This is a genomic window from Amycolatopsis sp. TNS106 (assembly GCF_019330265.1).
Classification (GTDB): domain Bacteria; phylum Actinomycetota; class Actinomycetes; order Mycobacteriales; family Pseudonocardiaceae; genus Amycolatopsis; species Amycolatopsis lurida.
Genome location: NZ_CP024972.1, coordinates 7,651,550 through 7,678,293, shown reverse-complemented (window position 1 = coordinate 7,678,293; position 26,744 = coordinate 7,651,550). Strand labels below are relative to the sequence as shown.

General features: G+C 70.1%; 27 protein-coding genes. 12 read left to right on the top strand and 15 right to left on the bottom strand.

What is annotated here, in order from left to right; translation table 11 throughout:
* The first annotated feature begins 36 nt into the window (after positions 1-36).
* The 3 genes from CVV72_RS35530 to CVV72_RS35520 are packed head-to-tail and all read left to right on the top strand — an operon-like array spanning position 37 to position 2,992.
* Positions 37-1,122, top strand: a complete 1,086-nt coding sequence (locus CVV72_RS35530; protein WP_219148507.1) for an outer membrane lipoprotein carrier protein LolA — start codon at positions 37-39, stop codon at positions 1,120-1,122.
* Positions 1,119-2,114, top strand: a complete 996-nt coding sequence (locus CVV72_RS35525) for an ABC transporter ATP-binding protein (RefSeq protein ID WP_034305294.1) — start codon at positions 1,119-1,121, stop codon at positions 2,112-2,114. The genes CVV72_RS35530 and CVV72_RS35525 overlap by 4 nt, the downstream gene beginning before the upstream one ends.
* Entirely contained in the window at positions 2,111-2,992 is an 882-nt protein-coding gene (locus CVV72_RS35520) for an ABC transporter permease (protein WP_219148505.1), read from the top strand. The genes CVV72_RS35525 and CVV72_RS35520 overlap by 4 nt, the downstream gene beginning before the upstream one ends.
* Positions 2,993-3,092: 100 nt before the next feature.
* Here CVV72_RS35520 and CVV72_RS35515 read toward each other — a convergent pair whose 3' ends face one another.
* Genes CVV72_RS35515 through CVV72_RS35505 form a run of 3 tightly spaced genes read right to left on the bottom strand, consistent with a single transcriptional unit; the run spans position 3,093 to position 6,804 of the window.
* Complete coding sequence (locus CVV72_RS35515; RefSeq protein ID WP_219148503.1) at positions 3,093-4,118, bottom strand: ABC transporter ATP-binding protein; 1,026 nt, start codon at positions 4,116-4,118, stop codon at positions 3,093-3,095.
* Positions 4,118-5,776 (bottom strand): ABC transporter permease, encoded by a 1,659-nt coding sequence (locus CVV72_RS35510; RefSeq protein ID WP_370641845.1) that lies wholly within the window; start codon positions 5,774-5,776, stop codon positions 4,118-4,120. The genes CVV72_RS35515 and CVV72_RS35510 overlap by 1 nt, the downstream gene beginning before the upstream one ends.
* Positions 5,752-6,804 (bottom strand): thiamine ABC transporter substrate binding subunit, encoded by a 1,053-nt coding sequence (locus tag CVV72_RS35505; RefSeq protein WP_219148502.1) that lies wholly within the window; start codon positions 6,802-6,804, stop codon positions 5,752-5,754. Before CVV72_RS35505 ends, CVV72_RS35510 begins: the two co-directional genes overlap by 25 nt.
* 75 nt (positions 6,805-6,879) lie before the next feature.
* On the opposite strand from CVV72_RS35505, the gene CVV72_RS35500 reads away from it, so the two are divergent.
* Positions 6,880-7,170 (top strand): 4a-hydroxytetrahydrobiopterin dehydratase, encoded by a 291-nt coding sequence (locus tag CVV72_RS35500; RefSeq protein WP_219148500.1) that lies wholly within the window; start codon positions 6,880-6,882, stop codon positions 7,168-7,170.
* 385 nt (positions 7,171-7,555) lie between these two features.
* Here the strand turns inward: CVV72_RS35500 and CVV72_RS35495 are convergent, their stop codons facing one another.
* On the bottom strand, positions 7,556-7,894 hold the full coding sequence (locus CVV72_RS35495) for a helix-turn-helix domain-containing protein (protein ID WP_063277672.1): 339 nt from the start codon (positions 7,892-7,894) through the stop codon (positions 7,556-7,558).
* A 107-nt stretch (positions 7,895-8,001) separates the two neighbouring features.
* Between CVV72_RS35495 and CVV72_RS35490 the strand changes: the two genes are divergently transcribed.
* The 3 genes from CVV72_RS35490 to CVV72_RS35480 all read left to right on the top strand — a co-directional run bounded on the left by CVV72_RS35490 (position 8,002) and on the right by CVV72_RS35480 (position 10,110).
* The gene (locus CVV72_RS35490) at positions 8,002-8,196 is read left to right on the top strand and encodes a hypothetical protein (RefSeq protein WP_219148498.1); all 195 of its coding nucleotides are present in this window, start codon (positions 8,002-8,004) and stop codon (positions 8,194-8,196) included.
* An 85-nt stretch (positions 8,197-8,281) separates the two neighbouring features.
* The gene (locus CVV72_RS35485; protein ID WP_219148496.1) at positions 8,282-8,656 is read left to right on the top strand and encodes a hypothetical protein; all 375 of its coding nucleotides are present in this window, start codon (positions 8,282-8,284) and stop codon (positions 8,654-8,656) included.
* Positions 8,657-8,748: 92 nt separating this feature from the next.
* A complete protein-coding gene (locus tag CVV72_RS35480; protein WP_219148494.1) occupies positions 8,749-10,110 on the top strand; it encodes a M20/M25/M40 family metallo-hydrolase in 1,362 nt (453 codons plus the stop codon).
* 48 nt (positions 10,111-10,158) lie between these two features.
* Here the strand turns inward: CVV72_RS35480 and CVV72_RS35475 are convergent, their stop codons facing one another.
* Genes CVV72_RS35475 through CVV72_RS35455 form a run of 5 tightly spaced genes read right to left on the bottom strand, consistent with a single transcriptional unit; the run spans position 10,159 to position 13,959 of the window.
* The gene (locus CVV72_RS35475; RefSeq protein ID WP_219148492.1) at positions 10,159-11,220 is read right to left on the bottom strand and encodes an ankyrin repeat domain-containing protein; all 1,062 of its coding nucleotides are present in this window, start codon (positions 11,218-11,220) and stop codon (positions 10,159-10,161) included.
* Between the two features lie 13 nt (positions 11,221-11,233).
* Complete coding sequence (locus CVV72_RS35470) at positions 11,234-12,130, bottom strand: hypothetical protein (RefSeq protein WP_219148490.1); 897 nt, start codon at positions 12,128-12,130, stop codon at positions 11,234-11,236.
* A complete protein-coding gene (locus CVV72_RS35465) occupies positions 12,127-13,311 on the bottom strand; it encodes a DUF6357 family protein (protein WP_255632367.1) in 1,185 nt (394 codons plus the stop codon). The genes CVV72_RS35470 and CVV72_RS35465 overlap by 4 nt, the downstream gene beginning before the upstream one ends.
* A gap of 52 nt (positions 13,312-13,363) precedes the next feature.
* Positions 13,364-13,729, bottom strand: a complete 366-nt coding sequence (locus CVV72_RS35460) for a DUF6357 family protein (protein WP_219148486.1) — start codon at positions 13,727-13,729, stop codon at positions 13,364-13,366.
* The gene (locus CVV72_RS35455; protein ID WP_219148484.1) at positions 13,726-13,959 is read right to left on the bottom strand and encodes a hypothetical protein; all 234 of its coding nucleotides are present in this window, start codon (positions 13,957-13,959) and stop codon (positions 13,726-13,728) included. Before CVV72_RS35455 ends, CVV72_RS35460 begins: the two co-directional genes overlap by 4 nt.
* A gap of 42 nt (positions 13,960-14,001) precedes the next feature.
* Here CVV72_RS35455 and CVV72_RS35450 point away from each other — a divergent pair, with 42 nt between their 5' ends.
* Complete coding sequence (locus CVV72_RS35450; protein WP_219148482.1) at positions 14,002-14,370, top strand: hypothetical protein; 369 nt, start codon at positions 14,002-14,004, stop codon at positions 14,368-14,370.
* On the opposite strand, the gene CVV72_RS35445 is transcribed toward CVV72_RS35450, so the two are convergent.
* Genes CVV72_RS35445 through ychF form a run of 3 tightly spaced genes read right to left on the bottom strand, consistent with a single transcriptional unit; the run spans position 14,371 to position 16,869 of the window.
* Positions 14,371-15,195 carry a nucleotidyl transferase AbiEii/AbiGii toxin family protein gene (locus tag CVV72_RS35445; RefSeq protein ID WP_219148480.1) on the bottom strand — a complete coding sequence of 275 codons (825 nt, stop codon included), beginning with the start codon at positions 15,193-15,195 and terminating at the stop codon, positions 14,371-14,373.
* Positions 15,192-15,734 (bottom strand): hypothetical protein, encoded by a 543-nt coding sequence (locus tag CVV72_RS35440; RefSeq protein ID WP_219148478.1) that lies wholly within the window; start codon positions 15,732-15,734, stop codon positions 15,192-15,194. Before CVV72_RS35440 ends, CVV72_RS35445 begins: the two co-directional genes overlap by 4 nt.
* Before the next feature lie 52 nt (positions 15,735-15,786).
* Positions 15,787-16,869 (bottom strand): redox-regulated ATPase YchF, encoded by a 1,083-nt coding sequence (gene ychF / locus CVV72_RS35435; RefSeq protein ID WP_219148475.1) that lies wholly within the window; start codon positions 16,867-16,869, stop codon positions 15,787-15,789.
* 105 nt (positions 16,870-16,974) lie between these two features.
* Between ychF and CVV72_RS35430 the strand changes: the two genes are divergently transcribed.
* On the top strand, positions 16,975-18,432 hold the full coding sequence (locus CVV72_RS35430; RefSeq protein ID WP_219148473.1) for a DNA-3-methyladenine glycosylase 2 family protein: 1,458 nt from the start codon (positions 16,975-16,977) through the stop codon (positions 18,430-18,432).
* Entirely contained in the window at positions 18,432-18,932 is a 501-nt protein-coding gene (locus CVV72_RS35425) for a methylated-DNA--[protein]-cysteine S-methyltransferase (RefSeq protein WP_219148471.1), read from the top strand. Before CVV72_RS35430 ends, CVV72_RS35425 begins: the two co-directional genes overlap by 1 nt.
* A gap of 59 nt (positions 18,933-18,991) precedes the next feature.
* Here the strand turns inward: CVV72_RS35425 and CVV72_RS35420 are convergent, their stop codons facing one another.
* Positions 18,992-21,943 (bottom strand): AAA family ATPase, encoded by a 2,952-nt coding sequence (locus tag CVV72_RS35420; protein WP_219148469.1) that lies wholly within the window; start codon positions 21,941-21,943, stop codon positions 18,992-18,994.
* Positions 21,940-23,091, bottom strand: coding sequence for an exonuclease SbcCD subunit D (locus CVV72_RS35415; protein ID WP_219148467.1), 1,152 nt, complete (start codon positions 23,089-23,091; stop codon positions 21,940-21,942). Before CVV72_RS35415 ends, CVV72_RS35420 begins: the two co-directional genes overlap by 4 nt.
* Positions 23,092-23,270: 179 nt before the next feature.
* On the opposite strand from CVV72_RS35415, the gene rmuC reads away from it, so the two are divergent.
* Both rmuC and CVV72_RS35405 read left to right on the top strand, forming a co-directional pair.
* Positions 23,271-24,185 (top strand): DNA recombination protein RmuC, encoded by a 915-nt coding sequence (gene rmuC, locus CVV72_RS35410; RefSeq protein ID WP_219148465.1) that lies wholly within the window; start codon positions 23,271-23,273, stop codon positions 24,183-24,185.
* A gap of 539 nt (positions 24,186-24,724) precedes the next feature.
* Complete coding sequence (locus CVV72_RS35405; RefSeq protein WP_219148463.1) at positions 24,725-25,615, top strand: DUF6542 domain-containing protein; 891 nt, start codon at positions 24,725-24,727, stop codon at positions 25,613-25,615.
* Between the two features lie 106 nt (positions 25,616-25,721).
* On the opposite strand, the gene CVV72_RS35400 is transcribed toward CVV72_RS35405, so the two are convergent.
* Complete coding sequence (locus CVV72_RS35400; RefSeq protein ID WP_181776608.1) at positions 25,722-26,735, bottom strand: 4-hydroxy-3-methylbut-2-enyl diphosphate reductase; 1,014 nt, start codon at positions 26,733-26,735, stop codon at positions 25,722-25,724.
* Positions 26,736-26,744 lie beyond the last annotated feature (9 nt).

The following is a 26,744-nucleotide window of genomic DNA, read 5'->3' as shown; positions in this document are numbered from 1 at the left end:
AGCACACTGGGGTTCGGGGAAACAGGGAGAGACAGCATGGATCCGAAGAGGAAGGCCATCACCGCGGCGGTGGTGGGGACGGCTCTCGGCGTCGGCGGGCTCGTCGTCGTCGCGATGCCGGCCACCGCGGGCGACGCGCCCGTCTTGCCGCAGGTCAGCGCCGAAGAGCTGGTGCAGTCGACGCTCAACGCGAAGCCGTCGGCGTTCGACGGGAAGGTCAAGGTCAGCAACGACCTCGGCCTGCCGCAGGTCGGCGGCGCCATGCCCGGCGTCTCGGCGCTCGACGTCGACTCGGCGCAGGTGTCGACCGACGGCGCGGGCAAGAGCAAGATCTCGCTCACCGAGGGCTCCAGCCAGCAGACCATCGTCCGGAACGGCCAGACCGTCTGGGAGTACAACTCCAAGGACAACTCGGCCACCAAGATCACCGTTCCGGCCGAGCTGGCCAAGGAGCACCAGGACAAGGCCGAGGCCGTCGACCCGGCCACGGTCGCCTCCGAACTGCTCGGCAAGGTGCGCGAGAGCAGCACGATCGCCGTCGACGGGACGGCCTCGGTGGCGAACCGGGCCGCATACGAACTGGTGCTGACCCCGAAGCCGAGCGAGCGGACCCTCCTGCGCGAGATCCGCGTCGCGATCGACGAGCAGACCAGGATGCCGCTGCGGGTCACGGTGCTGGCCAACGGCACGTCCGCCCCGGCGTTCGAGGCTTCGTTCAGCGAGATCAACTTCGCGGACCAGCCCGCTTCGAACTTCGAGTTCACCCCGCCCAAGGGCGCGAAGGTGACCGAGAAGACCGCCGAGGTCGACCCGAAGAACCGTGAGCTCGCCGAGCAGGCGAAGTCCGAGATCAAGGTCGTCGGCGACGGCTGGGACACCGCGATCACCGGCAAGATCCCGGCCGACGCGCTGGCGAAGGCCGGCGAGGCCAAGGACGAGCAGGGCCGCCAGGTCGACCCGAAGGCGTTGCTTTCGCGGTTCGCCAAGCCGGTCAGCGGTGCCTGGGGCAGCGGCTGGCTGGTGACCACCAAGGTCGGCAGCGGCGTGCTGACCGACGACGGCCGCTACGCCGCCGGCGCGGTGCCGGAGCAGGTCCTCTTCGAGGCCTTGGCCGCGAAGTGACCACCACGTTCGAAGCCGGAGCGGACGCTTCCCAGGAGGCGTCCGCTCCGGCGGTACCCATGGCGGCCCGGACCAGGGGCCTGCGCAAGGTCTACGGCCGCACGGTGGCCGTGGACCACGTCGATCTCGACGTTCCCGAAGGCGCCGTGCTGGGGATGCTCGGCCCCAACGGTTCGGGCAAGACGACGACCATCCGGATGCTGCTCGGTCTCGTGCGGCCGACCGAGGGAGAGGTCGAACTCTTCGGCAAACGGATGCCCGACGAGGCGGCGCACGCGTTGCCCGACGTCGGCGCGCTGGTCGAGGGGCCGGGTTTCCACCCTTTTCTCTCCGGGCGGGAGAACCTGCTGCGCGTGGCCGCGGCCGAACCGCGGCTGGCCTCGGCGGGAATCCCCGGAGCGGTCGACGCGGCTCTTGAGCGCGTCGGCCTGACCGGCGCCGCCACCCGGCGTTACAAGGGCTATTCGCTGGGGATGAAGCAGCGGATGGGCCTGGCGAGCGCGCTGCTCGTGCCCAGGCGGATGGTCGTGCTCGACGAGCCGACGAACGGCCTCGATCCGGCGGGCACCAGGGAGATCCGCCGGATCATCGGTGAACTGCACGCCGACGGCGTCACCGTGCTGGTGTCGTCGCATCTGCTGGCGGAGGTCGAGGCGACCTGTACGCACGTCGCGGTGCTCCAGTCCGGGAACGTGATCGCCCAGGGCGAGCTCTCGGAACTGCTGGAGTCGGGGAACGCGGCGCTGCTGGTGCGGACGCCGGACGCCGAACTCGCGGTGGAGACGCTGCGGGAGAACAGGATCGGCAGCAGGCTCACCCCGGACGGCGTCCGCGTCGACCTGACCGCCGCCGAAGCCCCCGACGTGCTGCGCCATCTGGTGACGGCCGGGGTGGCCGTGCACGAGGCGGCGAGGGCGCGGACCGGACTCGAAGACCTGTTCGCCCGGCTGACCCAGCCGGAGTCCACTGTAGACGGTGAGGGGGAGTCGTGACCCACGCTCTGGCCGCGGCACCCGCGGCACGGACCGGGCAGGACAGTGTCGGCCTGCTCCGGTTGTACCGCGCCGAACTGCGCTGGATCTTCCGGCGGCCCCGCACGCTCGCCGTACTGGGCCTGCTCGCGTTGATCCCGGTGATCATCGGGGTCGCGCTGACGCTCGTCGACCCGGCGGAGACGAGCGGCGGCGGTGGCGACGACGGGGACGGCGCACTGCTCGCGTCCGCGGTCAGCAACGGGTTCATCCTGCCGGTCGCGGCACTGACCATGACGCTGGGGCTGCTGCTCCCGCTCGCTTCGGCGATGGCCGGGGCGGACGCGATCGCCGGCGAGGCGGCCCACGGGACGCTGCGCGGCTGGCTGATCGCACCGGTCGGCCGGGGCAGGCTGCTCGCGATCAAGGCGTTCGGCGTCGCGACGGTTTCGACGATCGCCGTACTGGCCATGACGTTCACCGGTTTCGTCACCGGACTGGTCATCAGCGGCACCGACTCGATGTTCACCCTCACCGGCTCGACGCTGAGCGTCTGGGACGCGCTGGGCCGCATCCTGCTCGTGGCCGCGTGGGTGGTCCTGCAGCTGTGGGCGGTCGGCGCGGTCGCGCTGGCGATCTCGGCGTTCACCGAACATCCGATGCTGGTCGTCGCCTCGGTGCTGGCCGGGACGATCGTGTTCACCATCCTCGGCTTCCTGGACGCGGTCTCGTGGCTGCATCCGTTCCTGCTCAACGAGAACTGGACCCAGGCGCCCGCCTCGGTGCTGATGGACCCGGTGGACACCGCGATGCTCGGCGAAGGCGCGCTACGCGCCGCCTGCTACATCGCCATCGGGCTCTCGATCGCCTACGCGCGCCTGACCACGCGGGACGGCTGACCTCACGCACGCAATTCGGCACCTGGTTGCGATAGTTCGCGCTGCGAACCACCGCAACCAGGTGCCGAATTGCGTTGTTCGGGTGGGCGAAGCATCGCAATCAGGTGCCGAATTGCGGGAGCCGGGCGACGCCGTCCGGGTCAAGGGCGAGCCGCACGGTGTCACCGGGGCGCAGATCGGCGGTGACCGGCGCGACCGCGTCCACAGTGGACAGATCGCCGCCGGGGGCGACCACGAGCCGCACGTGCTCCCGCCGGTGCACCACGGCGACGACCTCGCCCTCGGCACCTTCCGGGGCGACCCGCAGACCGTGCGGCCTCAGGCCCAGGCGCACCGCGCCGTCCTCGACGTCGGGCAATGTGACGTCGCCGAGCACGGTCCGCACCGTCCCGCCCGACGCCTCGCCGTCGATGAAGGTGGTCACGCCGAGGAAACGCGCCACGTCCTCGTCCACCGGCTGCCGCCAGACGCGGCGCACCGCACCCTCCTGCCGGATCTCGCCGTCGTCGAGCACGGCGACCCGGTCGGCGAGCGTGAACGCCTCCTCCTGATCGTGCGTGACCAGCAGCGCGGTGATCTTGCTGCGCCGCAACAGGGCCGCGAGGTCGATCGCCAGTTGTTCCCGCAGCCCGGCGTCCAGACCGGACAGCGGCTCGTCGAGCAGCAGCAACCGCGGTTCCGGCGCCAGCGCGCGGGCCAGCGCCACCCGCTGCGCCTGCCCGCCGGACAGCTCGGTCACCCTCCGCCGCTCGTAACCGGCCAGCCCGACGAGATCGAGCAGCGCCCGGATCCGTCCGGCGTGTTCGGCGCGAGGCACGTCGTGCATCCGCAGCCCGAACGCGATGTTGGCGGCGACGTCCTTGTGCGGGAACAGCTGCCCGTCCTGGAACACCAGCCCGAACCCCCGCCGGTGCACCGGGACACCGGAGAGGTCCTCGCCGTCCCACCGCACGGTGCCCGACGTCAGCGGCTCCAGACCGGTGATCGCCCGCAGCAGCGTCGACTTGCCCGAACCGGACGGGCCCAGCAGCGCCAGCACCTCGCCGTCGGCGATGTCCAGCCCGGCGTCCTTCACCGCCGCGAAGGATCCATAGTGGACGGTCAGATCCCGTACCGACAGCGACACTAGAACTCCCCTACCGAATTCTGCCCGCGGACCGCGCCGAACCGGTCGATCAGCACCACCGCCACCACGGTCACGATCATGAGCAGCGCGCAGGCCGCGTAGGCCATCTGGTTGTTCAGCTCCCCCGGCCGCGAGATCAGCGTCGCCACGGCGACCGGCAGCGTCGGCGCGTCCGGCCTGGCCAGGAAGCTCGTCGCGCCGAATTCGCCGAGCGCGACCACGTAACCGAACCCGGCCGCCGCGACCAGCGAACGCGCCGTCAGCGGGAGATCGATCTCGCGCCACACCCGGCCAGGGCTCGCGCCGAGGGTCGACGCGGCCTGCCGCAGCCGGACGTCGACCGACCGCAGCACCGGCAGCACCATCCGCACGATCAGCGGGATGATCACCAGCGCCTGCGCGAGCGGCACCAGCAGCGGCGACGTCCGCAGGTCACCCGGCAGCGCGTCGAGCGTGACGAGATAGCCGAAACCGACGGTCACCGCGGACACGCCCAGCGGCAGCATCAGCGCGGCGTCCATCGTCTCGCCCATTCCCTTGGCCAGCCTGCCCGGCGTGCGGCGCAACGCCACCAGCACCACCGAGGCCAGCACCCCGACGATCATCGCCAGCATCGTCGCGTCGAACGCCGTCCGCAGCGACATCGACGCCGCGTCCCAGCCGGAGACCTGGAGAGCGCCGCGGGAGCCGTGCCCGGCGAGGGCTTCGTACCCGGCGAGGCTCCAACCGTCCGAATCAGACCCAGTGGACACGGACTCGACCAGCAACGCCACGATCGGCGTCATCAGGAGCGCGACCACCGCGAACCCGGCGGAGACCGCCCACCACTCGCCGCCCCTCGGCCGCCGCGCGGTCTCGCTCCGCGAGCGCAGCCGCACCGCGTTCTCCCGGCGCCGCCTCGCCAGCGCGCCGACCACGAGAGCGGCGACGACGGCGGCGAACTGCACCAGCGACAACGCGGCCGCGCCGGAGAGGTCGAGCAGCTCGACCGTGCGCAGGTAGATCTCGGTCTCCAGGGTGCGGTACTTCGCCTCGCCGAGGATGAGCACCACCCCGAAGCTGGTGGCGCAGAACAGGAACACCACGGCGGCCGAGGAGGCGATGGCCGGCCCGAGCGCGGGCAGCGTCACCGAGCGGAAGGCACGCCACGGCGACGCGCCGAGTGCCCGCGCCGCGTCCACGGTGCGCGGGTCGAGATGGCTCCACAGCCCGGAGACCGTGCGCGCGACGACGGCGACGTTGAAGAAGGCGTTGGCCAGCACCAGCGGCAGCAATCCGCCGTCGGGCCAGAGCGCGCGGAACGCCAGGCCGACCACCACGGTCGGCAGCACGAACGGCACCAGCACGAGCGTGCGGACCAGTGCGACGCCCGGCAGTTTCACCCGCGCGAGCAGGAACGCGACCGGCAGGCCCGCCAGCACCGCCACGATCGTCGAGACCCCGGCACTGGCGACGGTGAACCCGGCGAGTTTCCAGGTCAGCGGGTCACCGATGGCCGTGCCGACCCCGCCGGAGCCGAATCCGCGCGCGACGATCGCCGCGACCGGCCAGGCGAAGAACACCACGAGGAAACCGAGCGGCAGCACGGCGAGTGCGGCCAGCCCGGCTCCGCGGAAGGTCGGCTTGGGCGCGCTCAGCCTTCGAGAAGTGTGCGCCACTGCGCGATCCACTGCTCGCGCCCGGCCTGGATCTTGGCCGGTTCGAGCGTCTTCGGCTGCTGCGGCTGCGGCGCGGCCTGCGCCCAGCCCTGCGGGAGCTCGACGCCCTGACGGGCCGGGTACACGTACATGTTGCTCGCCACCGTCACCTGGAACTGCTGGGACAGCAGGAAGTCCACGACCTTGCGGGCCTTCTCGACCTGCTTGCCGCCCTTCAGCACCCCCGCGTACTCGACCTGGCGGTAGCAGGTGTCCAGCAGCGCCTTCGTACGCGGCTTGCCGTCGTCACCGATCTCGGCGGCGGGCGAAGAGGCGTAGGAGACGACGATCGGGCGCGGGCCCTTGCCCGAGGAACCGGAGAACTCCTTGGAATAGGCCTCTTCCCAGCCGCTGACCACCTTGAGACCGTTGGCCTTCAGCTGGGTCCAATACCCCTGCCAGCCCTGCTCGCCGAACTGGGCGACGGTGCCGAGCAGGAACGCCAGGCCGGGCGACGACGTCGCGGGGCTCTCGGCGACCATCAGGTCCTTGTACTTGGCGTCGGCCAGGTCCGCGAACGACTTCGGCTCCGGGATCCCCTTGTCCGCGAAGTACCGGGTGTCGATGTTGACGCAGACGTCGCCGAGGTCGACCGCGGAGAGCCGGTGCTCGGGGTCGACGGAGTAGCGCTGCGGGCCGCGATCGGCCTCCGGGCTGGTGTACTGCTCGAAAACGCCCTCGGTGAGCGCGCGCGAGGCGAACGTCGAGTCGATGCCGTACGCGACGTCCCCGATCGGGTTCGCCTTGGTCAGCACCAGTTTGTTGGTCAGCGCGCCCGCGTCCCCCTGCTTGAGCACGGAGATCTTGATCCCGGACTGCCGCTCGAACGCGTCGAGGACCTCCTGGGGGGCGAGCCACGAGTCGTGTGTCACGAGCGTGACCGTCGCCGGCGCCTGCGGGTCGTTCCCCGTGTTCCCGGAGAGCGAGCAGCCCGCGACGAGGGCGGCCACCGTGCCAGCCGCAACGACCGTGCGGAGGGCGCGTTTCATCTAGCCTCCTGCGTTCTTCAAGGGGGGACCCGGGGCGAACGTGCAGCGTAGCCGACGGCGTACCACCATGGAGTCATGGCGGAAATCTTGAACGACCAGCAGGCCGACGAAGCCGTGACCAAGCTCTCCGGGTGGACCCGTGACGGCGTGACGATCGAGCGGACGGCGAAGCTGCCGAGCTTCCCCAAGGCCATCGAAGCGGTGGACAAGGTGGCCGAACTGGCGGAGGCGGCCGACCACCATCCCGACATCGACATCCGCTGGCGGACGGTGACGTTCCGGCTCAGCACGCACTCCGCCGGAGGGCTGACGAAGAAGGATTTCTCGCTCGCGTCGCAGATCGACGGGGTACTCGACGGCATGTGACGTCCGCGACGATCGCGCCACGACCCGGCTTCTCGGACGTCTTCCCAGTAGGGACACAACGAGAAAGGACGAGTGATGACGCAAGCGATCGTGGTGGGGTTCTCGGCGTTCGGCGCGATGGTGGCGGCCGCTTCCGGAGTGCTCTGGTACACGGCGCGCGATCGGCATCACCAGCACGATCAGTGATGTTGATCACATCGGCGTCCGGCACGTAACGCGAAGCCTGATCAACGCGCTGTTCCCGGCGGACCTGTCGCTTCTCTCCCCCGGGGAACCGCCGTGAACAACGCCTCCATCACCGCCGCCCAGCGCGCCTGGGTGACCACGTTCGCCGCCGCCATCACGCTGCTGACGATCGTCGTGCTCGGCCTGCTCGGCTAGTCCTTCAGCCCGAGTAGGCCTCGCGGGCGGCGACCAGCTCCGGAAGGTGCTTCGCCGCCCATTCACGGCATGCCTCCATCGGCTCGAACAACGTCCGGCCGAGCGAGGTGAGCTCGTACTCCACCCGCGGCGGCGTCTCGTCGTACGCCGTCCGCGTGATCATTCCGTCGCGCTCCAGAGCCCTCAGGGTCTCCGTGAGGACCTTCGGCGTGACTCCCCGCAAGGGCACCCGCAGTTCGGAGAACCGGCGCGGCCCTTCTTCCAGGCACAGCACGACCAGACCCGCCCATTTGTCGCCGATCCGGAACGGGGTCAGGTTCGACGGGCAGCCGGGCGCGAACATGTCGGGACTCAACGGCTTCACCCGTCCGAAGTTACCCGTCGAGTACACACGGGTGGGGAATCGCTTCTTCGCGGACTTCTCCTCCGAACAGGCGACGACCCGCTCAAGTGGCCCGGGATCGTGGAGCCCCAGGGTCGGCCGCTCTCGACGAGCATCCGGAAGACCCGTTGCCGGGCTGGACGGTTTCCGTGATCCGGGAAGGCCTGACCTCGTGCGCGGACGAGTCGTACCGGCTCGCGACCACCGCGAAGGACTGGCCGCTCAGCCCGTTCCTCGGCAAGCCGCTACGCAGGTCCGCGTAGGCCCGATTGCCGCTTCCGGGCCGACGCCCCGAGCGACCGCACGGAGGACTCTTCAATGGTCTTGAAATCCAGCGAGGAGTTCATCATGGACCGTTCCACCGCGGCCGTCGCCAACGCCTTCTTCCTCTTCGTCGGCGTCGCGGGCCTGCTCATCCAGATCGCTTCGGGTGTCCCCGGTTTCCCGGACGTCCCACCCGGCCCGTTCATCCTCGGCGTGACCGGGATCCTCGTGCTGACCCTGGCCGCCAGGTACCGGTGGATCCTCTTCCTCGGCATCGCCGCGCCGGTGTTCATCCTCGTCGGCGCGCTGCTCGAAGGGTCGTTCTGGGGACGGCTCGCCGACATCGGCGACTTCGGGCCTTTCGTCGGGACCGTGCTGCTCATCGGCGGGGTGATCGCCGCGGCGGTCACCGGTGTCGTCGCCGTCTCCCGCGCCTACCGCCGGGTGGCCGTGCGCTGAACCGGAAAAAGGGGACGATCGGAGGTTGCCTTGGCGGCTTCGTGACTCTTAGCTACTCGAACGAGTTTTCTTCGAGAAGTGAGGGGTGTTCCATGGCAGGTCTGCGCAGACGTGAGGTGCTCGCGGGCGCGGTGGCACTGGCGGGCGCGGCGACGATCGGGCTGAACCCCGGCACCGCCGCCGCCGCGACGCAGCAACGTCCGGGCGCGCAGTTCCCGCCGTCACTGGAATTCGGCGACTACCCGGTGGTCGCGCGAGTGCGGTCGCGGCGGGCACTGGAGCACCTGCGGGTGCTCAGCGACAAGATCGGCCCCCGGATCGCCGGCACCGAAGGCGAACTGCGAGCCAGGGACTACATCGCGAAGGTGCTTCGGGACCTGCGCTACCAGGTCACGCTGCAGCCGTTCCCGATCGCCGACAAGTTCCTCGGCGGCCTGTCGATCGGACGCGACAGCTGGCAGACCGGCTCGTCGCCGCAAGGCTTGCAGGACGTCACCCGCGAGGCGGTCGTCGTCGACGCTGGTGACGGCAGCACGCTGCCCGACGATCTGACCGGCAAGATCGTGCTGATCGCCGCCGTGACCAACAAGGCCGACGCGTACCTGACGGCCGCGCAGCGCGGAGCGGACGCCGTGCTGCTCGGCCGGATCGGCGCCGACCCGGCACGCAAGCTGTCGGCGTTCTCGCCGACGCTCGCCACCTCGGTCACCATTCCGGTGCTCGGCCTGGCCCAGGTGCAGGTCGAGCGCCTGCGCGAACGGCTCGCCAAGGGTTCGGTCACGGTGAAGGCGACGGCCACCCACCACAAGAACCTGACGTCGTACAACGTCATCGCCGAGCGGCCCGCCACGTTCCCCGGCAAGGACGACGGCGTGGTCATGGTGACCGCGCACTACGACAGCGTCCCCGGCTCCCCCGGCGCCAACGACGACGGCAGCGGCACCGTGCTCTGCCTCGAACTGGCACGCGTCCTGCGCCACCTGCCGACGAACAAGACGCTGCGGTTCGCGCTGTGGGGCTCGGAGGAGTACGGGCTGATCGGTTCGCGGCACTACGTCAAGAACCTGTCCGACCCGGAAGCGAAGCGGATCGCGGGCTGTTTCCAGAACGACATGGTCGCCACCAGCTGGGACCCGGCGGTCACCTACTGGCTGCTTTCGGTCGACGGCGCCGACAACGCCACGACCGCGGCCGTCAACGCCGCCGCCAAGCGGCTCGGCTACGACCCTCAGGTCAAGGGCCCGGTGGCGCGCGGTTCGAGCGACCACGTGCCGTTCTTCGAACGCGGGATCGCTTCAGGCAACTTCAGCTGGCGTGGCGAAACCGGTCCGGCGCTGCTGGAGCCGACGTACCACACGCCGGAAGACACCATCAAGGACAACGTTTCCCTTGAGCGGCTTCAGGTTTCGCTGGAGCTGATCGGTTCGGCGGCGTACAGCCTGCTGCGGAAGTGAGCCTCGCCGGGTGGCCCCGATGCACCTATCGGGGCCACCCGGCCGTCCTCAACGTGTGTAGTCCACCGCGCCCAAGGCGATCGGGGCCGGATTCCTCGCGACCCAGGCGACGGCGAGTTCGCTCAAGCGATCGAGCTGTTCGTCCCCGCCGCGACCCGACCTGACCTGCTTGGCGATCTCCTTGGCCTCGTGGAGTTCTTCCCGGCCGAGAGGCTCACCCCGCGTCAGGAACAGCGGGAACGCGTCGGCCATCGCACGATAATCGCGGTCCCAGTTCGCCCCGCCGTTCCGGAACATCTCGCCGGAGATCCGACCGGTGACGCGGATGACCTCGCATTGCACGGTCTCGCCCGCACCGCTCGACGGCACCAACAGCTCCCAGAGTGCTTTGTGCCGCTCCTGCCAGGATCCTTCGGGCACGACGATCGGCGAAACCCCGTCGTGCTTCGACCGCCGGGCGACGGGCTCGACCTCGAAGATCCGGTACAGCTCGCTGAGCGCGGCGTCGGTCCCTTCGAGGCGGTCGCGGTTGAAGGTCTCGCGGTGGAACTCGAAACCACTACCGATCCGCTCGACCTTCCGGCGCATTTCGGGCGTGATGCCCGCTCCGCGTTCGAGCAGCAGTTTCGCGATTTCGGCGGACTCGCGGAGGTAGGCGTTTTCCGTACTGATCAGGCATCGCATCAACAACGTGTTTCCGCGCCTGTCGACGACCTCGGTCGAGGCCCCGTGCTCGATCAGCACTCGCACCGCATCGATCCTCAGTCTGCCCACAGCGGACTGAAGCGGCGTTTGCCCGGAGGTGTCGGCGGCATCGATGTCCGCGCCGAGCGAGATCAGCAAGGGAATCTGCTTCGGAGCACCGCGGGAAGCCCGCGCGTGAAGCGGTGTCTTGCCGTAGCCGTCCGGGGTGTCGACGGCGAGCCCCTGCCCGGTCAGCCAGACGATGAGCTCGTCCGGGCACGCCGGGAAGCCGATGGCGGTGCCCTTGGCATAGCCGCCCCGCGCGTCGATCTCGCATCTGCCGAAGACGGCTTTGAGTTCCTCCACCGAGGCCGAGGTCAGCATCTCCTCGAAGTCCTTGGGAAGGGTCTTCCGTTTCCGTGCCATCTCGCTCGTCCCCTCAGCCGAAATTCGGGCGTAGCTGTTCGCGCATTTCCCGGAAGTTCCCCGGCTTCACGGCCCAGCGGTCCTCGTCGGTGTGCTCGAAGGTCACCTCGTACTTCCCGGCCGTCCGGTCGAACTGCACGAGGATCTTCACCGGCAACCTTTCGCCAGGCCGGTAGTGGCCGCCCAGGTACGCGTCCACCGCGGCTTCGATACTCGACCACTTGCAGGCCACGGGCGTGACACCTTCGGGCGAGTACGCGTACCCATGCGCACTGCGAAACCCTTCGCCGAACTCCAGGATCATCGCCAGCGATTCCCAGCCGTGCACCGATTCCGGCAGGTCCGCGGCTTCGACCAGCGATCCGATGAGATCGACGGTGGCGTCGTCCGGCATCGCTCTCCCCTTCGCTCGCTGGAGGTCGAGGAACTTCCGCATGACTTCGGAGACCTCCGGTTCCTCGTCCGCCGGCGAGATGTCGGCGTCGTCGATGGTGAACCGCCGCAACAGTTCGAGCGCTGCGTCGCTGACGAGCAGGTCGACGACGGTTTCGAGCACGAAGTCCTCACCGCCCTCCTCCGTGCCGGTGGGGATGAGCCGCTTCCAGTCACGGGGAAGGTCGAGGTGGCTGTAGAACATGTCGAACTGTTCTTCGGTGGTCACCACCACCTCGCCGAGCTCGTAGCCGGTGAGCGGCGATTCCCTCAGCGCGTCGGCGAGCCTGCCGGTGACGATCCAGTACCCGCTCGTCGTGACGATGTCGTCGCCGAGCCAGCCCGCGAACTCGTAGTGCAGCGGGCCGACGAGTGGTTCGGCCCCGCGCCGTGGGTCGTAGTCGATACCGGGACCGAGGCCTCCAGCGACCTCGGGTTCGAAACGGTGGTACACGGAACGACCTCCCGAAGTGCTCATGCCCAGTTTCCGAGCTCGGCGTCGATACGCGGATCCGTGCGGACCCACACCTCACCGTCGGCGGCTCCCGGCGGGGCGTCCACGCGTTCGAGGCCGAGCGTCCGGATGGAGCTCAGAAGCTCGTCCCGGTCCTCACCCGCGTCCTCGACGGAGTAGCCGTCGAACAGGACGTAGTGCACGTCCCAGCGATCGTTGTACCCGGAGTCGGCCCAGATCTTGCAGAAGCGATCCACCGTCTCCTGGTCGAACGGCGCGGGCAGCTCCCGTTCACCCGCGGCGGCGAAACCTCTCGCGATGTCCTCGGCACTCCACCACGCGACGGCTTCGGCGACCGCGGCCGGGGTGAACTCGTCCGGCGCGAGGAAGCCCTCCAGAAGCCAGCCTGCTCCGGTGTCCTCGACGCCCAGCCGCGCCTCCTGCACATACAACACCAGCCCGTCCGCCATGGCGCAGGGCCCGGAGAAGGTGAAGACGCCGGTCGCGGCCACGAGGGTGCCACCGTCGGGATGCGAGACTTCGAGCGTCGTGTCCGCTTCGGTCACCAGCGCGAGAAGGTCTGCCGGCACGCCGTCGTAGAGCGCTGCCTGCGCCTGCGGGTCTTCGTAGAAGTTCAGCGGGCTGGTGTGGTCGAACGTCACCACGAGACCGCGGCCCTCGGCGGTGAACCAGGCGTTGACGGTGTCGCCTCCGCCGTTGCCGAAACCGAAATGCGTGACCCCGCCGGCCGTCGACGGCTCGCGCCCGTCGATGCGGGTCAGGACCTCCAGCCGACGGCGCAGCTCGCGGGGGTGGGTCCGCCGGAGCAGCGACTCGTCGAACACGAAGCGGAGCCGTGCCCGGTCGAGGGCGGCGACGTCCGGCCACCACGGCCCGCCGCGGTCGAGCGCGGTCGAACCGCCGCGGACGAAGTTGGCCACCTGGCTCCGGTAGTCGCCACCGTTGGTGACGAGGCGGTACTCGACCCGCGAGTTCTCCGCTCCCTTGACCCGGCAGATGGTGGCGGCGTCGAACATGAGCAGCAGCGCTTCTTCGTTCTCCTCGTCCTCGATGCAGAACGTCGCGTTGTCTTCGGCGCGGTGCCGTCCGACGAACTCCCGGAACGCGTCGGGCGCGGACCGCGGATCGCCCGGGGCCCACTTCTCCTCGTTGTCCTTGTCGTCGCTGAAGGTCAGTGATCTCATCGTCATCCTTGCTTTCCGGCCTTCTCGGCGGCTTCGGAGCAGATCAAGAAGCTCACCGAGCGCACCGCGTCGAAGAGCTGCCCGCGTTCGAGCAGCCCGACGTCCGCACCTTGAACGACGAGCCGTCGTCCGGCTCCCCGAGAAGGATCGGGTCCAGCAGCGCGACCGCCGCGGACTCGTCGAGCGGACCCCGGATCCCGGCCGCCTCGCACAGCGGCAGGATCGCGCTCCACAGCAGCAAATGCCGGGTCAGGTCGTCGCGGATCACCGCCAGGTGGGCCTCCGAGACGGGGAAGCCGAACGTGCGAGGGTCGTGGTTGGCGTCGGCTCCGGCGCCGAGTTCGATCCTGAGCCCGCCGTCCGCGCGGACCACTCGCGGCATCCAGGGGTTCTCGCGGCTGAAGAGGACCTCGCTCATGACGCCCAGCCGCGGGACAAGACCTCCAGCCGGCCGCGGCTGCCGATGATCGGCCGAGAGCAGGGCGGATCCGGATCACGCTGCCGCTCGCCGTCCACGAGCACCGCCAGGCCGGTCATGACCTGCCCTGCGGCGACCTCCACGTCGCGCTGGGCATCGCACCAGTGGGATTCCGCGAAGTCCGTGCGCGCCAGGGCACGGGCGAGCGGTGAGAGGGCGGGGCTCGTCATGCGGTTCATCCTCGGTCCGTGGCGGCGTGCTCGAATGGCCGCATGAAGATGACGAAACGCGGCCCCCTCCGGTTCCTCGTGATCGCCCGCACGGCACCCGGGCGTCACCCGCACCCCATGGAGGTGGCCGTGCACCCGGCCGGCACCGCTTCCCGCGTCTCGATCTCGGTGGGCCCGCATCCGGTGAACGCGGGTGGGCAGGTCGCGCTCTCCCAGGTGCTCGACGAGTCCCGGACCCGGCTCGATCCGCTCTGGGAGAAGGACTTCGACGCCGCCGAGCTGCACTGGGCGGTTCCGTACCTCGTCCGCCTCCAAGCCGGGGAGGACGTGGCGGACGAGATCGTGGCGGCGTACAGGGCGCGGCACGGCGAGGCGCCCGTGACGATGTTCCAGGAACGCTACGGCGTGTGATCAGACGGCGGCGATACGCCGCACGAAGTCGTTGACCCAGATGACCGCCTCTTCGACCGACGACAGCACATCCAGACCTTCCGCCGCCTCGGCGTAGAGCGTGTCCCACCGTTCACCCACGACGATGGACGGCGGCCATGCCTGCTGCCGCCGATAGTCGAAGAGCCGTACGCACGTCTCGGCGATCTGGTCGAGGTCGAGACTCTCACGTCGTTCGAGAAGCTGAAGGTCGGCGAGATCGCGCGCACGCTCGTTGCCCTCGCTGGAAACGGCGTGCAGCTTCTGGGCTATCTGGTGGTCTGCGCGCATCACCGGCACCGGCTTAGGCGTTTCGAGGCCGACTTCGGTGAAGAGATCGGCCAAGTCCTCGGCGAGGTGGAACTCCGGCTCGTCGGCGTCGCCGATCTCGTTGTGGCCGAGCTCGAACTTCACCGTGCACCACGCTCTGCCCCGATAATCGAGCTTCACCTCGAAGGGCTGCATGACGTATGCCGTCGGAACGGCCGGAGGACGGGGCGCGGCCTTCTCGATCAATCTGCCGGTGAAGCCGGCCCACCCGCTCACCAGGGACTCCTCGAAGTCGCCGCGAAACCGGCCGAGCGGCTGGACTCGCGCGGCGTCGAGATCCTGAGTGAACCTCGTCTCGCGCCCGTAGCGCAACGCCATCGCGCTACCGCCTTTGATCGCTCCTTCGGGCAGCAGCTGGCCGACGACCACCAGCGCCATACTGATCCGGCGACGGCGGGCCAATCCGTCTTCACCTTCGAGGTTGCGGATGCGCTGCTCCAAAGAGCGCACACTCGTCGGCACGCCGGAATACCTCACGAGCGGATTTCCTTCCTCAGCCCCCGCCACTCGGCGGTCGTCAGCAACCCTTCCACTCGCGCTTGCTCGGCGGCGGCCAGAAGACGTCCGACCTCGATACGTCCACGACACTCGAGGAGCGCCTCGGCGACGGTTTGGGACTCGAGCCCCTCGTAGTACGTCGTCCGCACATCGCCTCTCACCTGGGTCAGCTCGACAAAGGCCGGCAGCTTCGGACGCGCGCGCCGACGAACGGCCACCCGGATCCGCCGGGGGTTCACGTCGGCGAGCCCGAACAGTGCCAATACCGACTCGCCATGGAGGTACGCGCCGTCGCCGACACGGAGGAGCGCCTCGGCGAATTGGTCGTATCTCGTGGGAGGAACGTCCGGCACGCGATACAGCCCATAAGCGACGTTCTCCAAGCCACCCCGGGCGGCCAGCTTCGGGAGCTCAACGGCGGGAACGCCTGCCTCGACCGCGGCTTTCGTAGTCACATACCCGTAGTTGTCGAACGCTACCTCGCGAACGACGTCCCGGTACCTGACCTCGGCAGCCATGTCACAACTCTACCGAAAACGGTATTGTTGCGACAAGCGTCCCGGTCCATCGTCAGACGTTGAACCGGAACTCCACCACGTCGCCGTCCGCCATGACGTAGTCCTTGCCCTCCATGCGCACCTTGCCCGCGGACCGGGCGGCGGCCATGGAGCCGTGCTCCATCAAGTCGGCGAAGGACACGACCTCGGCCTTGATGAAGCCACGCTCGAAGTCGGTGTGGATGACACCCGCGGCCTGCGGGGCGGTCGCGCCCTGCGGGATCGTCCAGGCACGCGATTCCTTGGGACCCGCGGTCAGGTACGTCTGGAGGCCGAGGGTGTGGAAACCGGCGCGCGCGAGCGAGTAGAGGCCCGGCTCGTGCTGGCCGACGGACTCCAGCAGCTCGCGCACGGATTCCTCGTCGTCCAGTTCGAGCAGTTCGGCTTCGACCTTGGCGTCGAGGAACACCGCGTCGGCCGGGGCGACCAGTTTGGCCAGCTCCTCGCGGCGCGAGTCGTCGGTGAGGATGCCTTCGTCGGCGTTGAAGACGTAGAGGAACGGCTTCGTGGTGAGCAGGCTCAGCTCGCGCAGCGCCTCGAAGTCGACCTCCTTCTGCGCCTGGAACAGCGTCCGGCCGGCGTCGAGGATCTCCTTGGCCTTGACCGCGTTGTCGAGCGCGGGCTTGTTCTCCTTCTTGGTCCGTGCTTCCTTCTCCAGCCGCGGCAGGGCCTTCTCCAGGGTCTGCAGGTCGGCGAGGATCAGCTCGGTGTTGATCGTCTCGATGTCGCTGCCCGGGTCGACCCGGTCGTCGACGTGGATCACGTCCGGGTCGTCGAAAACACGGACGACCTGGCAGATCGCGTTGGCCTCGCGGATGTTCGCGAGGAACTTGTTGCCGAGGCCGGCGCCCTCGGAGGCACCCTTCACGATGCCCGCGATGTCCACGAAGGACACGACGGCGGGCACGGTCCGCTCGGAGGTGAAGACCTCGGCGAGCTGGTCCAGCCGCGGGTCCGGCAGCGGGACGACACCGACGTTGGGCTCGATCGTCGCGAACGGGTAGTTCGCGGCGAGCACGTCGTTGCGGGTCAGCGCGTTGAACAGGGTGGACTTGCCGACGTTGGGCAGGCCGACGATGCCGAGGGTGAGACTCACGGGCCAGAAGTCTACGTGCCGCCCACCGCCCCATCCGCCGAGGCCTTGATCGCCGTGTCGGATTTCCGCCAGCCACGCTTCCGACCTGGTGGCACGATCGACGTCATGACCGAGCAGACCCTGGCCGAACGGGCCGTCTGGCGCGACACCGAACGGTGTTACCGCGCCGTCGCCGCCCGCGATTCCCGGTTCGACGGCCAGTTCATCATGGCCGTCGCCACCACCGGGATCTACTGCCGCCCGTCCTGCCCCGCGTCGACGCCGAAGCAGCAGAACGTCCGCTTCTACCCGACGTCGGCGGCCGCGCAGGCCAACGGCTTCCGCGCCTGCCGCCGCTGCCTGCCCGACGCGGTGCCCGGCTCTCCCGACTGGGACATCCGGGCCGACCTCGCCGCACGGGCGATGCGGCTCATCTCGGACGGAACCGTCGAACGCGACGGCGTCCCGGGGCTCGCGCGGCGGCTCGGCTATTCCGAACGGCAGCTCGGCCGCGTCCTCACCGCGGAACTCGGCGCCGGACCGCTGGCGCTGGCGAGGGCCCACCGGGCGCACTCGGCGCGCCTGCTGATCGAGATGTCCGGGCTCCCGCTGACCGACGTCGCGTTCGCGGCGGGCTTCTCCAGCGTCCGCCAGTTCAACGAGACGATCCGAGAGGTCTTCGCGACGACACCTTCGCAGCTTCGCGCCGCGAGCCTGCGCCGTCGTAAGGCCGAGGAGTTGCCGACCGGCACCCGCCTGAGCCTGCGCCTGCCGTTCCGCAAGCCGTTCGACGCGGACGGGGTGCTGGACTTCCTGGCCGATCAGGCCGTCGCCGGCGTCGAGCACGTGACGCGCGACGAGTCCGGGGTGACCGGGTACGGGCGCACGCTGCGGCTCGCGCACGGCCCCGGCGTCGTGTGGCTGACGGCGAAGGACGACCACGTCCGCTGTGACCTGCGGCTCACCGACCTGCGCGACCTGAGCAGCGCGGTGGCCAGGGTGCGGCGGCTGCTCGACCTCGACGCCGACCCGGAGGCGGTCGCGCGGGTCCTCGGGGCCGACCCCGCCCTCGCGCCGCTGGTCGAGGCGATCCCCGGCATCCGGGTGCCCGGCGCAGTCGACGGCGACGAGCTCGTGCTGCGCGCGCTGCTGTCCCCCGCCGAGGCGGCTTCGCTCGCCGACGAACTCGGCGAACGCCTGCCCCGCTGCGACGAGTCACTGGACGGGCTGACCACGCTGTTCCCGACGGCGGCCCAAGTCGCCGAACACGGCCCGGAACGAGTGGCCGCGGTGGCCCGCGCGCTGGCGGGCGGGGTGGCGGTCCACGTCGGCCGCGATCCCGTGGAGCTGCGGGCGGAACTGCTGGCTGTCCCGGGCATCGGGCCGGGGACCGCGGACTACGTCCTGATGCGCGTACTGGGCGCGCCGGACGTCCTGCTGACCGGTGATCCGGCGCTGCGCCGGGGCGCGGCCGCGCTGGGCATCACGGACGACGAACCGACACTGGCCGAACGCGGACGGGCCTGGCAGCCCTGGTCCTCGTACGCCGCCATGTACCTGTGGCGAGCCGAAAAGGGAGAATGATGAGCATCGCGTATTGGTCCACAATGGACACCGAGATCGGCCCGTTCACCGCGGTGGTGGCGGGCGACGGGGCCGTCCTCGCCTCGGGCTGGACCGCTGACGTCGGCGAACTGACGCCGTTGATCTCGCCTTCACTGGCCCCCGGCGAAGTGAAGCAGCGACGGGACCTGGGCCCGGTGAGCACCGCGATCCGCCGCTACCACGACGGCGACCTGGACGCGGTCGCCGATGTCGAGGTGCGGCAGCGGTCCGGCGCTTTCCGGGAGCACGCTTGGGAAATCCTGCGGAAGGTGCCCGCGGGCGAGCCGGTCAGCTACGCGGAGTACGCGGCGCTGGCGGGGAATCCGGCGGCGGTGCGGGCGGCCGCGTCGGCGTGCGCGAAGAACGCCGCGGCGTTGTTCGTACCGTGCCACCGCGTGGTGCGGACCGGCGGCGGCGTGGGGAACTTCCGGTGGGGTGTCCCGGCGAAGCAGTGGCTGCTGACGCACGAAGCCGCCTGACCCGCCTCGTGAGTGGTAAGGACGGTTCTAACCGTCCTTACCACTCACGAGGGAACCGGTCAGGCGGCGTGGATCTCCACCGAGGAGCCCGTACGCGACTTCCGGATCCGCAGCCGCGTCGGGATCCGCTGCCGCAGCTCCTCGACGTGCGAGACCAGCCCGACCACACGACCGCCGGCGCGAAGCTCGTCGAGGATGTTCATGACGATGTCGAGCGTCTCGGCGTCCAGCGTGCCGAAGCCCTCGTCGATGAACAGCGTGTCCAGCAGCGCTCCACCGGTTTCGGCGGCGACGACGTCAGCTAGGCCCAGCGCCAACGAGAGTGACGCGAGGAAGGACTCGCCGCCCGAAAGCGTCTTCGCGGGCCGGATGGTGCCGGAGTAGTCGTCGAGCACGTCGAGGCCGAGCCCGCCGCGGGTGCCCCGCGCCCCGGCCGCGTCGGAATGCACGAAGGAATAGCGGCCCTGGCTCATCGTCCGCAGGCGAGCCGTCGCCGCGACCGCGACCTCCTCCAGCCTCGCGGCGAGGACGTACGAGCGCAGCGACATCTTCCGCGCGTTCTGCCCGCGTCCGTTGACCACCTCGGCCAACGCCTTCAGTTCGAGATAACCCTCTTCGACCGGCGCCAGTTCCGCCATCAAGGACGTCATCCGCTCGGCCAGCCCGGTCAGGTCCGTGTGCCGTGTCTTCGCCGTCCGCAGTGCCGCGAAAGCCTGCTCGGCCTCGGCTCGCGTCTCCTGCGCCGCGTCCGCCGAAGCGGCGACGTCGATCTCGTCCTCCGGCGAGATGCCGAACAACTCGGGCTGCGCGAGTTCCTCGCGGGCGGCCCGTTCCATCACCTTCGCGTCGGCGAGGCTGGCTTCCAGTTTCGTGATCTGCTCGTCCGGCCGCGCCGCGGCGCGCATCTCGTCGAGGTTCGCGAAACCCTTGGCTCGCAAGGCTTCCTTGACCAGTTTCGCTTGCTCGTCACGGCGTTCGCGGGCACCCCCGACGGCCAGCCGCGCTTCGGCCAACGCGTCGAGGCGGGTCGCGAAGCCGAGCAGATGACGCCGACGGGCGGCGACGTCGGCGAACTCGCCGCGCGCGGCCTCCAACCGGCGTTCGCGCTCGGCCAGCCGCTCGGTCAGCCCGCGCACCTCGGTCGCGACCTCGACCGCGCGGCGTTCGGCCGCCCCGTGCTGCTCGGTCAGCAGCTCGATCTTCCGTTCCAGTTCGAGGATCCGCGTCTCGAGAGCGGGCTTCCGGCGAGCCGCCTCCGACAGCGTGGCGACCAGGTCGCGCGCTTCGGCGAGCCTGGCCCGCAATGTCTCGGCGGTGTGCTCTCCCAACCGCTCGACCAGGATGGTCAGGCGGTTTTCCGCCTCCTGCAACGCGGCTGTCGTCTTCTCACGCCGCGCGTGCGCCTGCTGCTCCGCGGCTTCGGCGCGGCGTTCGTCCGCCGGATCGACCAAACCGCCGGTGTGCGTCGCCGGCGACGGGTGTTCCGCCGACCCGCAGACCGGGCAGTCCTCGCCCGCGTGGAGACCGGCGGCGAGTTCGGCCGCCATTCCTTCGAGACGCCGTTCCCGCAGATCCAGCCGGTGCTGGCGGGCTTGCTGATGGCCGTCAACGGCTTCGCTGACCGCAGCGCGTGCCCGCTCGACGGCCTGCCCTGTCTTGGGTACCTCTTCGGCGTCGCGAGCCAGCGCGGTCAGCTCGTCGACACGAGCGCGGGCGCCGTCGAGCTTCGCTTCGGCTTCGGCGGCCGCGGCCGCTTCGGCTCGCAACGACGCGACCTTCTCCGGCGCCGCGCCCAGCTCGGCGGCGAAGTCCTCAGCCTGCTTCTTCGCCTTATCGGCGGCGGCGTTCAGCTGCTCGCGGCGGACCAGATCCCGTTGCTGCTGCTCGCTTTCCGCCACGAGTTCGGCGAGTGCCCCCGCCTCTTCCCGCAGCTCGCCGGCGCGAGCGCGAAGCTCGACGGCCGGACTCTCCGCCGCGTCCGGCACTTCCTGAGCCCGGAGCGCTTCGGTGGCCTCGGCCTCGGCGAGCTGATCCAGTCTGCGGTCAAGGAGATCCGCCTCCGCGACGACAGCCGCCGCGCGATGAGCCGCCTCGACCTCTTCCGCCCACTCCGCGCGCTGGTCCGCCTGCTCGGCGATCACCGACAGCCGCGTGTACGCCGTGCGCACCCGGCGGATCCGTTCGGCGGTGGCCCGGTTCTCCTGCCAGGCCACTTCAGCCTTCTTGGCCGCTGCGCGGGCCTTCGTGTCGCGCTCCTGTGCTTCGGCGACGCGCCGTGCCGACTCGGCGAGCACCTCGCCGACCCACTCCGACTGCCCTTCCTCGGGCGCTTCCTGCCCCGCGACCTGCGCGAACCGCGCGACCCACTCCCGCAGTGTCTGCTGCCGCGCCTGCAACTCGCGGCCGCGTTCGGCCCGCAGATTCGCGAACCAGTTCTCGACGTCGGAGAAACGCTCGGTGCCGAAAAGCCGCTCCAGCAGTTCCTCGCGCTCGGCCGTGTTCGCGCGCAGGAAGCGCGCGAATTCGCCCTGCGGCAGCAACACCACCTGGAAGAACTGCTCGTGCGTCATGCCGATGAGCCGCTCGACCGTGCGCGCGACCTCGTCGATCCGCGTGATGCCCTCGGCGACGTGTCCGGCGGGTACGGTGCCGACCCAGCTCAGCACCGCCTTCGCCTGCTGGAGGGTCATCCCTTCGCCACGGCGCTTCGGACGCTGGTACTCGGGGTTGCGCGCGATCCGCATCCGCTGGCCCTGCACGGTCAGTTCCAGGACGACCTCGGTGACCTGGTCGGGCTCGGCGAGATCGCAGCGCAGCCGTTTGACCTCGCCCCGCGCGCCGGGGACGGTGCCGAACAACGCGAACGCGATCGCGTCGAGCAGTGTCGTCTTCCCCGCGCCGGTGTCACCGTGCAGCAGGAACAGCCCGTCGGCGCCGAGCACGTCGAAGTCCACCACCTCACGGCCCGCGTACGGGCCGAAAGCGGCGACCTCCAACCGGTGCAACCTCATACTTCGCGCTCCCTGCCCGCCGCGCCCAGCGCCGCCAGCACCAACCGTTCCTCGCTTTCCGACGGCGCGGACCCGCGGCAGTCCTCTAGGAAACTCCGGGTGATCTCGACGTCGGATCGCCCGCGGACGGCTTCGGCGTACTTCAGCGCGGCGCCGTCGTGCCCGCCCTCCGGCTGCCAGTCCATGTGCACGGCGTACGGAAACCGCTCGCGCAGCTTGCGCATCGCGTCGATCGGGCGGACCCGGTCGGTGACCGTGCAGGAGAGGAAGTGTTCGGTGAGGCCGTCGTGCTCCGGGTCCGACAGGAGATCCGCCAGTTCTCCGCGCAGCATCGCGAGGTGCCGCGGCACCGGCAGTTCGTGCCGCCGGACCTCGGCGAGCCCGTCGGCGCCGAGCTCGACCAGCCAGACCGATTTCCGTTGGCGCGTCTCGGAAAACGAGTACGCCAGCGGGCTGCCCGAATAGCGCAGGTGCTCGGCGAGGGTCTGCGGGCCGTGCAGGTGGCCGAGCGCGACGTAGTCGACACCGTCGAACACCGAACCCGGCACCTGCTCGACGCCACCGACCGCGATGGTCCGCTCGGATTCGGTCGGCTCGCCGCCGGTGACGAAGGCGTGCGCGAGCACCACCGACCGCGTTCCGGCCGGTCGCCCGGCGAGATCCGCCCGGACCCGCCGCATCGCCTCGGTGAGGACGCCGGTGTGGCCTCGGGCCTCGGGCACGCCGAGGGCGTGCCGCGCGGGCTCCGGTTCGAGGTACGGGATCCCGTAGAGAGCGACCTCGCCGTGCTCGTCGGACAGCAGCACCGGCTCGGCGAGCCCGTCGATCGTGGCGCGCAGGTGCAGCCCGCCCGCCGCGGCGAACTCGGCGAACGCGCCCAGCCGCGGTGCGGAGTCGTGGTTGCCCGGCGTCATCACCAGTTCCGCGCCTGCCTGACGGATCCGGCCCAGCGCGGTCGTGGCCACGCGGACGGCCTCCGCCGAGGGCACCGCGCGGTCGTAGATGTCCCCGGACACGAGCACGACGTCGACCGACTCGGCGGCCACGAGATCGGCGAGGTGGCCGAGCACGGTTTCCTGCTCGGCGAGCAGATCGGCGCCGTGGAAGGTACGGCCGATATGCCAGTCGGACGTGTGCAGGAGCTTCACGCAGCCCAAGGTAGGGCCGCGCACCGGCCGGAGAGGGGAGGCGCGCCCTTGACGGCACTGCGCTTTCCGACACGCCGGGGACGGCGCAGGTCAGATACGGAGCGCGACCGCGCCGTTCCGGTTTTGTCGGTGGGTTCCGCCATGATGTCCTCCGACTCGGATCCGGAGGGGAGGTACCGGTGGCGACGGTGATCACCACCGCGGCCGTCGTGCTCGCGTTGCTGCTGCTCGCGGCCGTCGCGCTGTTGTGGCGGCTGTACAACGACGGCATGCGGAGGGCGGACGCGGCGGCGAAACAGGTCGCGGCCGAGCGGGCGAAAGCCGATCAGCAGCAGCTCGCGCTGCGCCGGTACGAGGTCGCGTTCGCCTCGATCAGCGGCCGGGGCGAGCTGGGCGAGCAAGTGCTCCTGGAGACCGCACGCGCGCTCGGGCTCCGCGAGGAGCTGCACTTCACGCTGCAGACGGACTTGGCGGGCGGCGGCGCCGCGAAACCGGACATGGTGCTGCGGGTCGGCGGCGGCCGGACCGTTCCGGTGGACGCGAAGGCGAGCATGGCCTGCTGGGCCGAGGCCGTCGAGACCGACGACCCCGAAGAACGGCTGGACGCGCTGCGCGTCCACGTCCGGCAGCTCCGGTCGCGGGCCGCCGAGCTGGCGGGCAAGGGCTACCAGCGCTGGGCCGACGCGATCTACGGGACGATCATGTTCGTCCCGTCCGACGCGGCCGTGGTCGCCGCGCTGGACACCGACCCGGAGCTGCTGCGCTGGATGCTGGATCGGCGGGTCTTCCTCTGCGGGCCGACGGGGTTCGCCGTACTGGCCTCCGCCGCGTTGTTCGCCGCGACCGAACGGGCGCTGGTCGAGGACGTCGAGCAGGTCCGGGCGGGCGCCGCGGCCGCGCACCGGGCCGCGGGCAACGCGGTCGACGCGCTGAACCTGTCGAGCACCCACCTGCAGCGTTTCATCTCGGCCCGGCGACGCGAGCTGGAAGCGCTCGAGAGCTTCCGGAGCACGGTCGCGCCGCTGACCGACGCCGCGGGCAGCCCCGCGCCGGTCCCCCTGATCAGGAAGGCGGACGAACTCCCGGCCTCGTGAGTGGTCAGGACGGTGCTGCGCTGGCGGGTGCCCATGGCAAGACGTGTCGCTAGGAGCGTCAGGGCAGGTCAGCGACCGTGCGACGCCCACTGTGTGGATTTTGGTGCGTTGGACGACCAGAAATCCACACAGTCCCGCCGTGAGTGGTCTGAGAGGGGTGTGTGGGAATAGGGACGTGCAACGTCCCTATTCCCACACACCCCTCACCCGCGGTGACACTCAAGCGTCCACCAAGCACGTCGAGTAGCCAGCCGGGGAAAGGCCCAGTCCCGCAGCGGCCCGGCCTCGTGAGTGGTTAGGACGGTTAGAACCGTCCTAACCACTCACGAGGCCGGATGCGAACCGCACCTCTACTACCTGCGGCTTCCGGAATCGGAGGCTCCATTTCGCCGGGCCCGGCAACCTTGCCCGTCCCTCACTCGTAGTACTTCCGGTAAGCACCCGACAGTCCGTCCGGGTGGTCCGGAATGACCACTACCAGGCGATAGACACACCGCCTGTTGGCGGTATGCCCGCAGCTTGGATATACGGTGGGGCCTGTGACCGCGATTCGCGATCGCCAGAGCGATCCTGATGCCGACGACGTCCCCGTTGCCTGGGACGAGCGTCCGCTCGTCGGCGCCAGGCGAGGGCTGCCCTGGTGGGCGGCCGTCCTGGTGGGCTTCGGGCTCGCCATCCTTGGCGCCTTCGTCGACATGATGATGCAGAAGGACCTGGGCCTGCTGTTCAAGGCGTGCTACGCGCTCGGCGCGGTGGCCGCCGTGGTGGCCGTCCAGCGCCGCGGGCTGTTCGGCCCGATGGTGCAGCCGCCGCTGGTCCTCGCCGTGACCGTCCCGGGGGTCATCCTCCTGACCTCGGACGGCAGCAAGGGCACGGACCTGCTGTCGAGAGCCTTCGACGTCGGCACGCCGCTGATCAACGGCTTCCCGACGATGGCCATCACCACCGGTGTCACCTTGGCGATCGGCATGTTCCGGATCTACCGCGAGCGCGACCCCGACGCTCCGGTGAAGGTGAAGCCGGGTACCAAACCGGAACGTCGTGACGAGGGCAAACCCGCCGCACGGCCCGCCGCGGCCGCCGCTCCGGGCCGTGGCCGTCCCGCGTCCCGGACCGGCCAGACCCCGCCTCCGCCTTCCCGCCGCGGTGCTCCGCGAGACGGCGCGCCGCGTGACGGTGCGCCGCCCCGCCGCCGCCCGGTCGACGACGAGCGCCGCCCCCGCCGCGACGCCGAACCCGGCGCCCGCAAACCGCCTCCCCCGGGACGTCAGCCCCGGCGGCCGCGTCCGCCGGAAGACGGCGAACCGCGCCGTCGCGACCCCCGTGGCGAAAGCGCCCCCGGTGCCCCGCGCCGCCGTCCGCCGCGCGCGGACGACCCACGCCGTGGCGGGCAGCCGCCGCGCCGCCGCCCGTGGGACGACGAGCGGTGAAGCAAGGGACCTTTGCTACCACTTGAGCCGCTGACCAGCGCTTGAGCCGATCAAAAGAAGGGGCCGCCCGAGGAACTCCTCGGACGGCCCTTTCGCGTAGCGGGCGTCAGGCCTTGCCGGCCTTGCGCAGCTCGTGCGGCAGCGCGAACGCGATCTTCTCGTTGGCCGTGGTGACCTCGTCGACGTTGCCCCAGCCACGCTCGGCCAGCCACGCCAGCAGGTCCATGACCAGCACCTCCGGCACCGAAGCGCCGCTGGTGACGCCGACGGTCTCGACGCCTTCGAGCCACGCTTCGTCGACTTCGTGCGCGAAGTCGACCAGGTGCGACGCGCGCGCCCCCGCCTTCAGCGCGACCTCGACCAGCCGCTTCGAGTTGGATGAGTTAGTCGAGCCGACCACCAGGACCAGGTCGCATTCGGCGGCCATGGCCTTGACCGCGACCTGGCGGTTCGTGGTGGCGTAGCAGATGTCGTCGCTGGGCGGGTCGGCCAAGCCGGGAAACTTGTCCCGCAGCTGATCGACGCGCTCCATGGTCTCGTCCACCGAAAGGGTGGTCTGCGACAGCCAGATGACCTTCGACGGATCGCGGACCTCGACCTTGTCGACGTCTTCGGCGGTGTCGACGAGCTGCACCTTGTCGGGCGCCTCGCCGGCCGTGCCTTCGACCTCTTCGTGGCCTTCGTGACCGATCAGCAGGATGTCGTAGTCGTCCTTCGCGAACCGGTTGACTTCCTTGTGCACCTTCGTCACGAGCGGACAGGTCGCGTCGATGGTCCGCAGGTTGCGCTCGGCGGCCTCGGCGTGCACCGCGGGCGAGACGCCGTGCGCGGAGAACACCACCAATTCGCCCTCGGGCACCTCGGAGGTTTCGTCGACGAAGATCACGCCACGTTCGCGCAGGGTCTCCACGACGTGCCGGTTGTGCACGATCTCCTTGCGCACGTACACCGGTGCGCCGTAGAGCTCGAGCGCCTTTTCGACGGCGATGACCGCGCGGTCGACACCCGCGCAGTAGCCGCGTGGCTTGGCGAGCAGGACACGTTTGCCACCTGCCGGCACACCGGACTCGGTGATCGTCGGACTGCCGGCGGGCGTGATTCCGGGACTCGCAGAACTCATGACCCCCAG

Bases quoted from the DNA above. Each gene is read 5' to 3' on its own strand.
- CVV72_RS35425 (WP_219148471.1), top strand. From the start codon at position 18,432: ATGAGCATCGCGTATTGGTCCACAATGGACACCGAGATCGGCCCGTTC.
- CVV72_RS35430 (WP_219148473.1), top strand. From the start codon at position 16,975: ATGACCGAGCAGACCCTGGCCGAACGGGCCGTCTGGCGCGACACCGAA.
- CVV72_RS35475 (WP_219148492.1), bottom strand. From the start codon at position 11,220: ATGGCACGGAAACGGAAGACCCTTCCCAAGGACTTCGAGGAGATGCTG.
- CVV72_RS35485 (WP_219148496.1), top strand. From the start codon at position 8,282: ATGGACCGTTCCACCGCGGCCGTCGCCAACGCCTTCTTCCTCTTCGTC.
- CVV72_RS35400 (WP_181776608.1), bottom strand. From the start codon at position 26,735: ATGAGTTCTGCGAGTCCCGGAATCACGCCCGCCGGCAGTCCGACGATC.
- CVV72_RS35465 (WP_255632367.1), bottom strand. From the start codon at position 13,311: ATGAGATCACTGACCTTCAGCGACGACAAGGACAACGAGGAGAAGTGG.
- CVV72_RS35495 (WP_063277672.1), bottom strand. From the start codon at position 7,894: ATGTTCGCGCCCGGCTGCCCGTCGAACCTGACCCCGTTCCGGATCGGC.
- CVV72_RS35500 (WP_219148500.1), top strand. From the start codon at position 6,880: ATGGCGGAAATCTTGAACGACCAGCAGGCCGACGAAGCCGTGACCAAG.
- CVV72_RS35440 (WP_219148478.1), bottom strand. From the start codon at position 15,734: ATGGCTGCCGAGGTCAGGTACCGGGACGTCGTTCGCGAGGTAGCGTTC.
- CVV72_RS35505 (WP_219148502.1), bottom strand. From the start codon at position 6,804: ATGAAACGCGCCCTCCGCACGGTCGTTGCGGCTGGCACGGTGGCCGCC.
- CVV72_RS35460 (WP_219148486.1), bottom strand. From the start codon at position 13,729: ATGAGCGAGGTCCTCTTCAGCCGCGAGAACCCCTGGATGCCGCGAGTG.
- CVV72_RS35455 (WP_219148484.1), bottom strand. From the start codon at position 13,959: ATGACGAGCCCCGCCCTCTCACCGCTCGCCCGTGCCCTGGCGCGCACG.
- CVV72_RS35420 (WP_219148469.1), bottom strand. From the start codon at position 21,943: ATGAGGTTGCACCGGTTGGAGGTCGCCGCTTTCGGCCCGTACGCGGGC.
- CVV72_RS35450 (WP_219148482.1), top strand. From the start codon at position 14,002: ATGAAGATGACGAAACGCGGCCCCCTCCGGTTCCTCGTGATCGCCCGC.
- CVV72_RS35480 (WP_219148494.1), top strand. From the start codon at position 8,749: ATGGCAGGTCTGCGCAGACGTGAGGTGCTCGCGGGCGCGGTGGCACTG.
- CVV72_RS35530 (WP_219148507.1), top strand. From the start codon at position 37: ATGGATCCGAAGAGGAAGGCCATCACCGCGGCGGTGGTGGGGACGGCT.
- CVV72_RS35470 (WP_219148490.1), bottom strand. From the start codon at position 12,130: ATGAGCACTTCGGGAGGTCGTTCCGTGTACCACCGTTTCGAACCCGAG.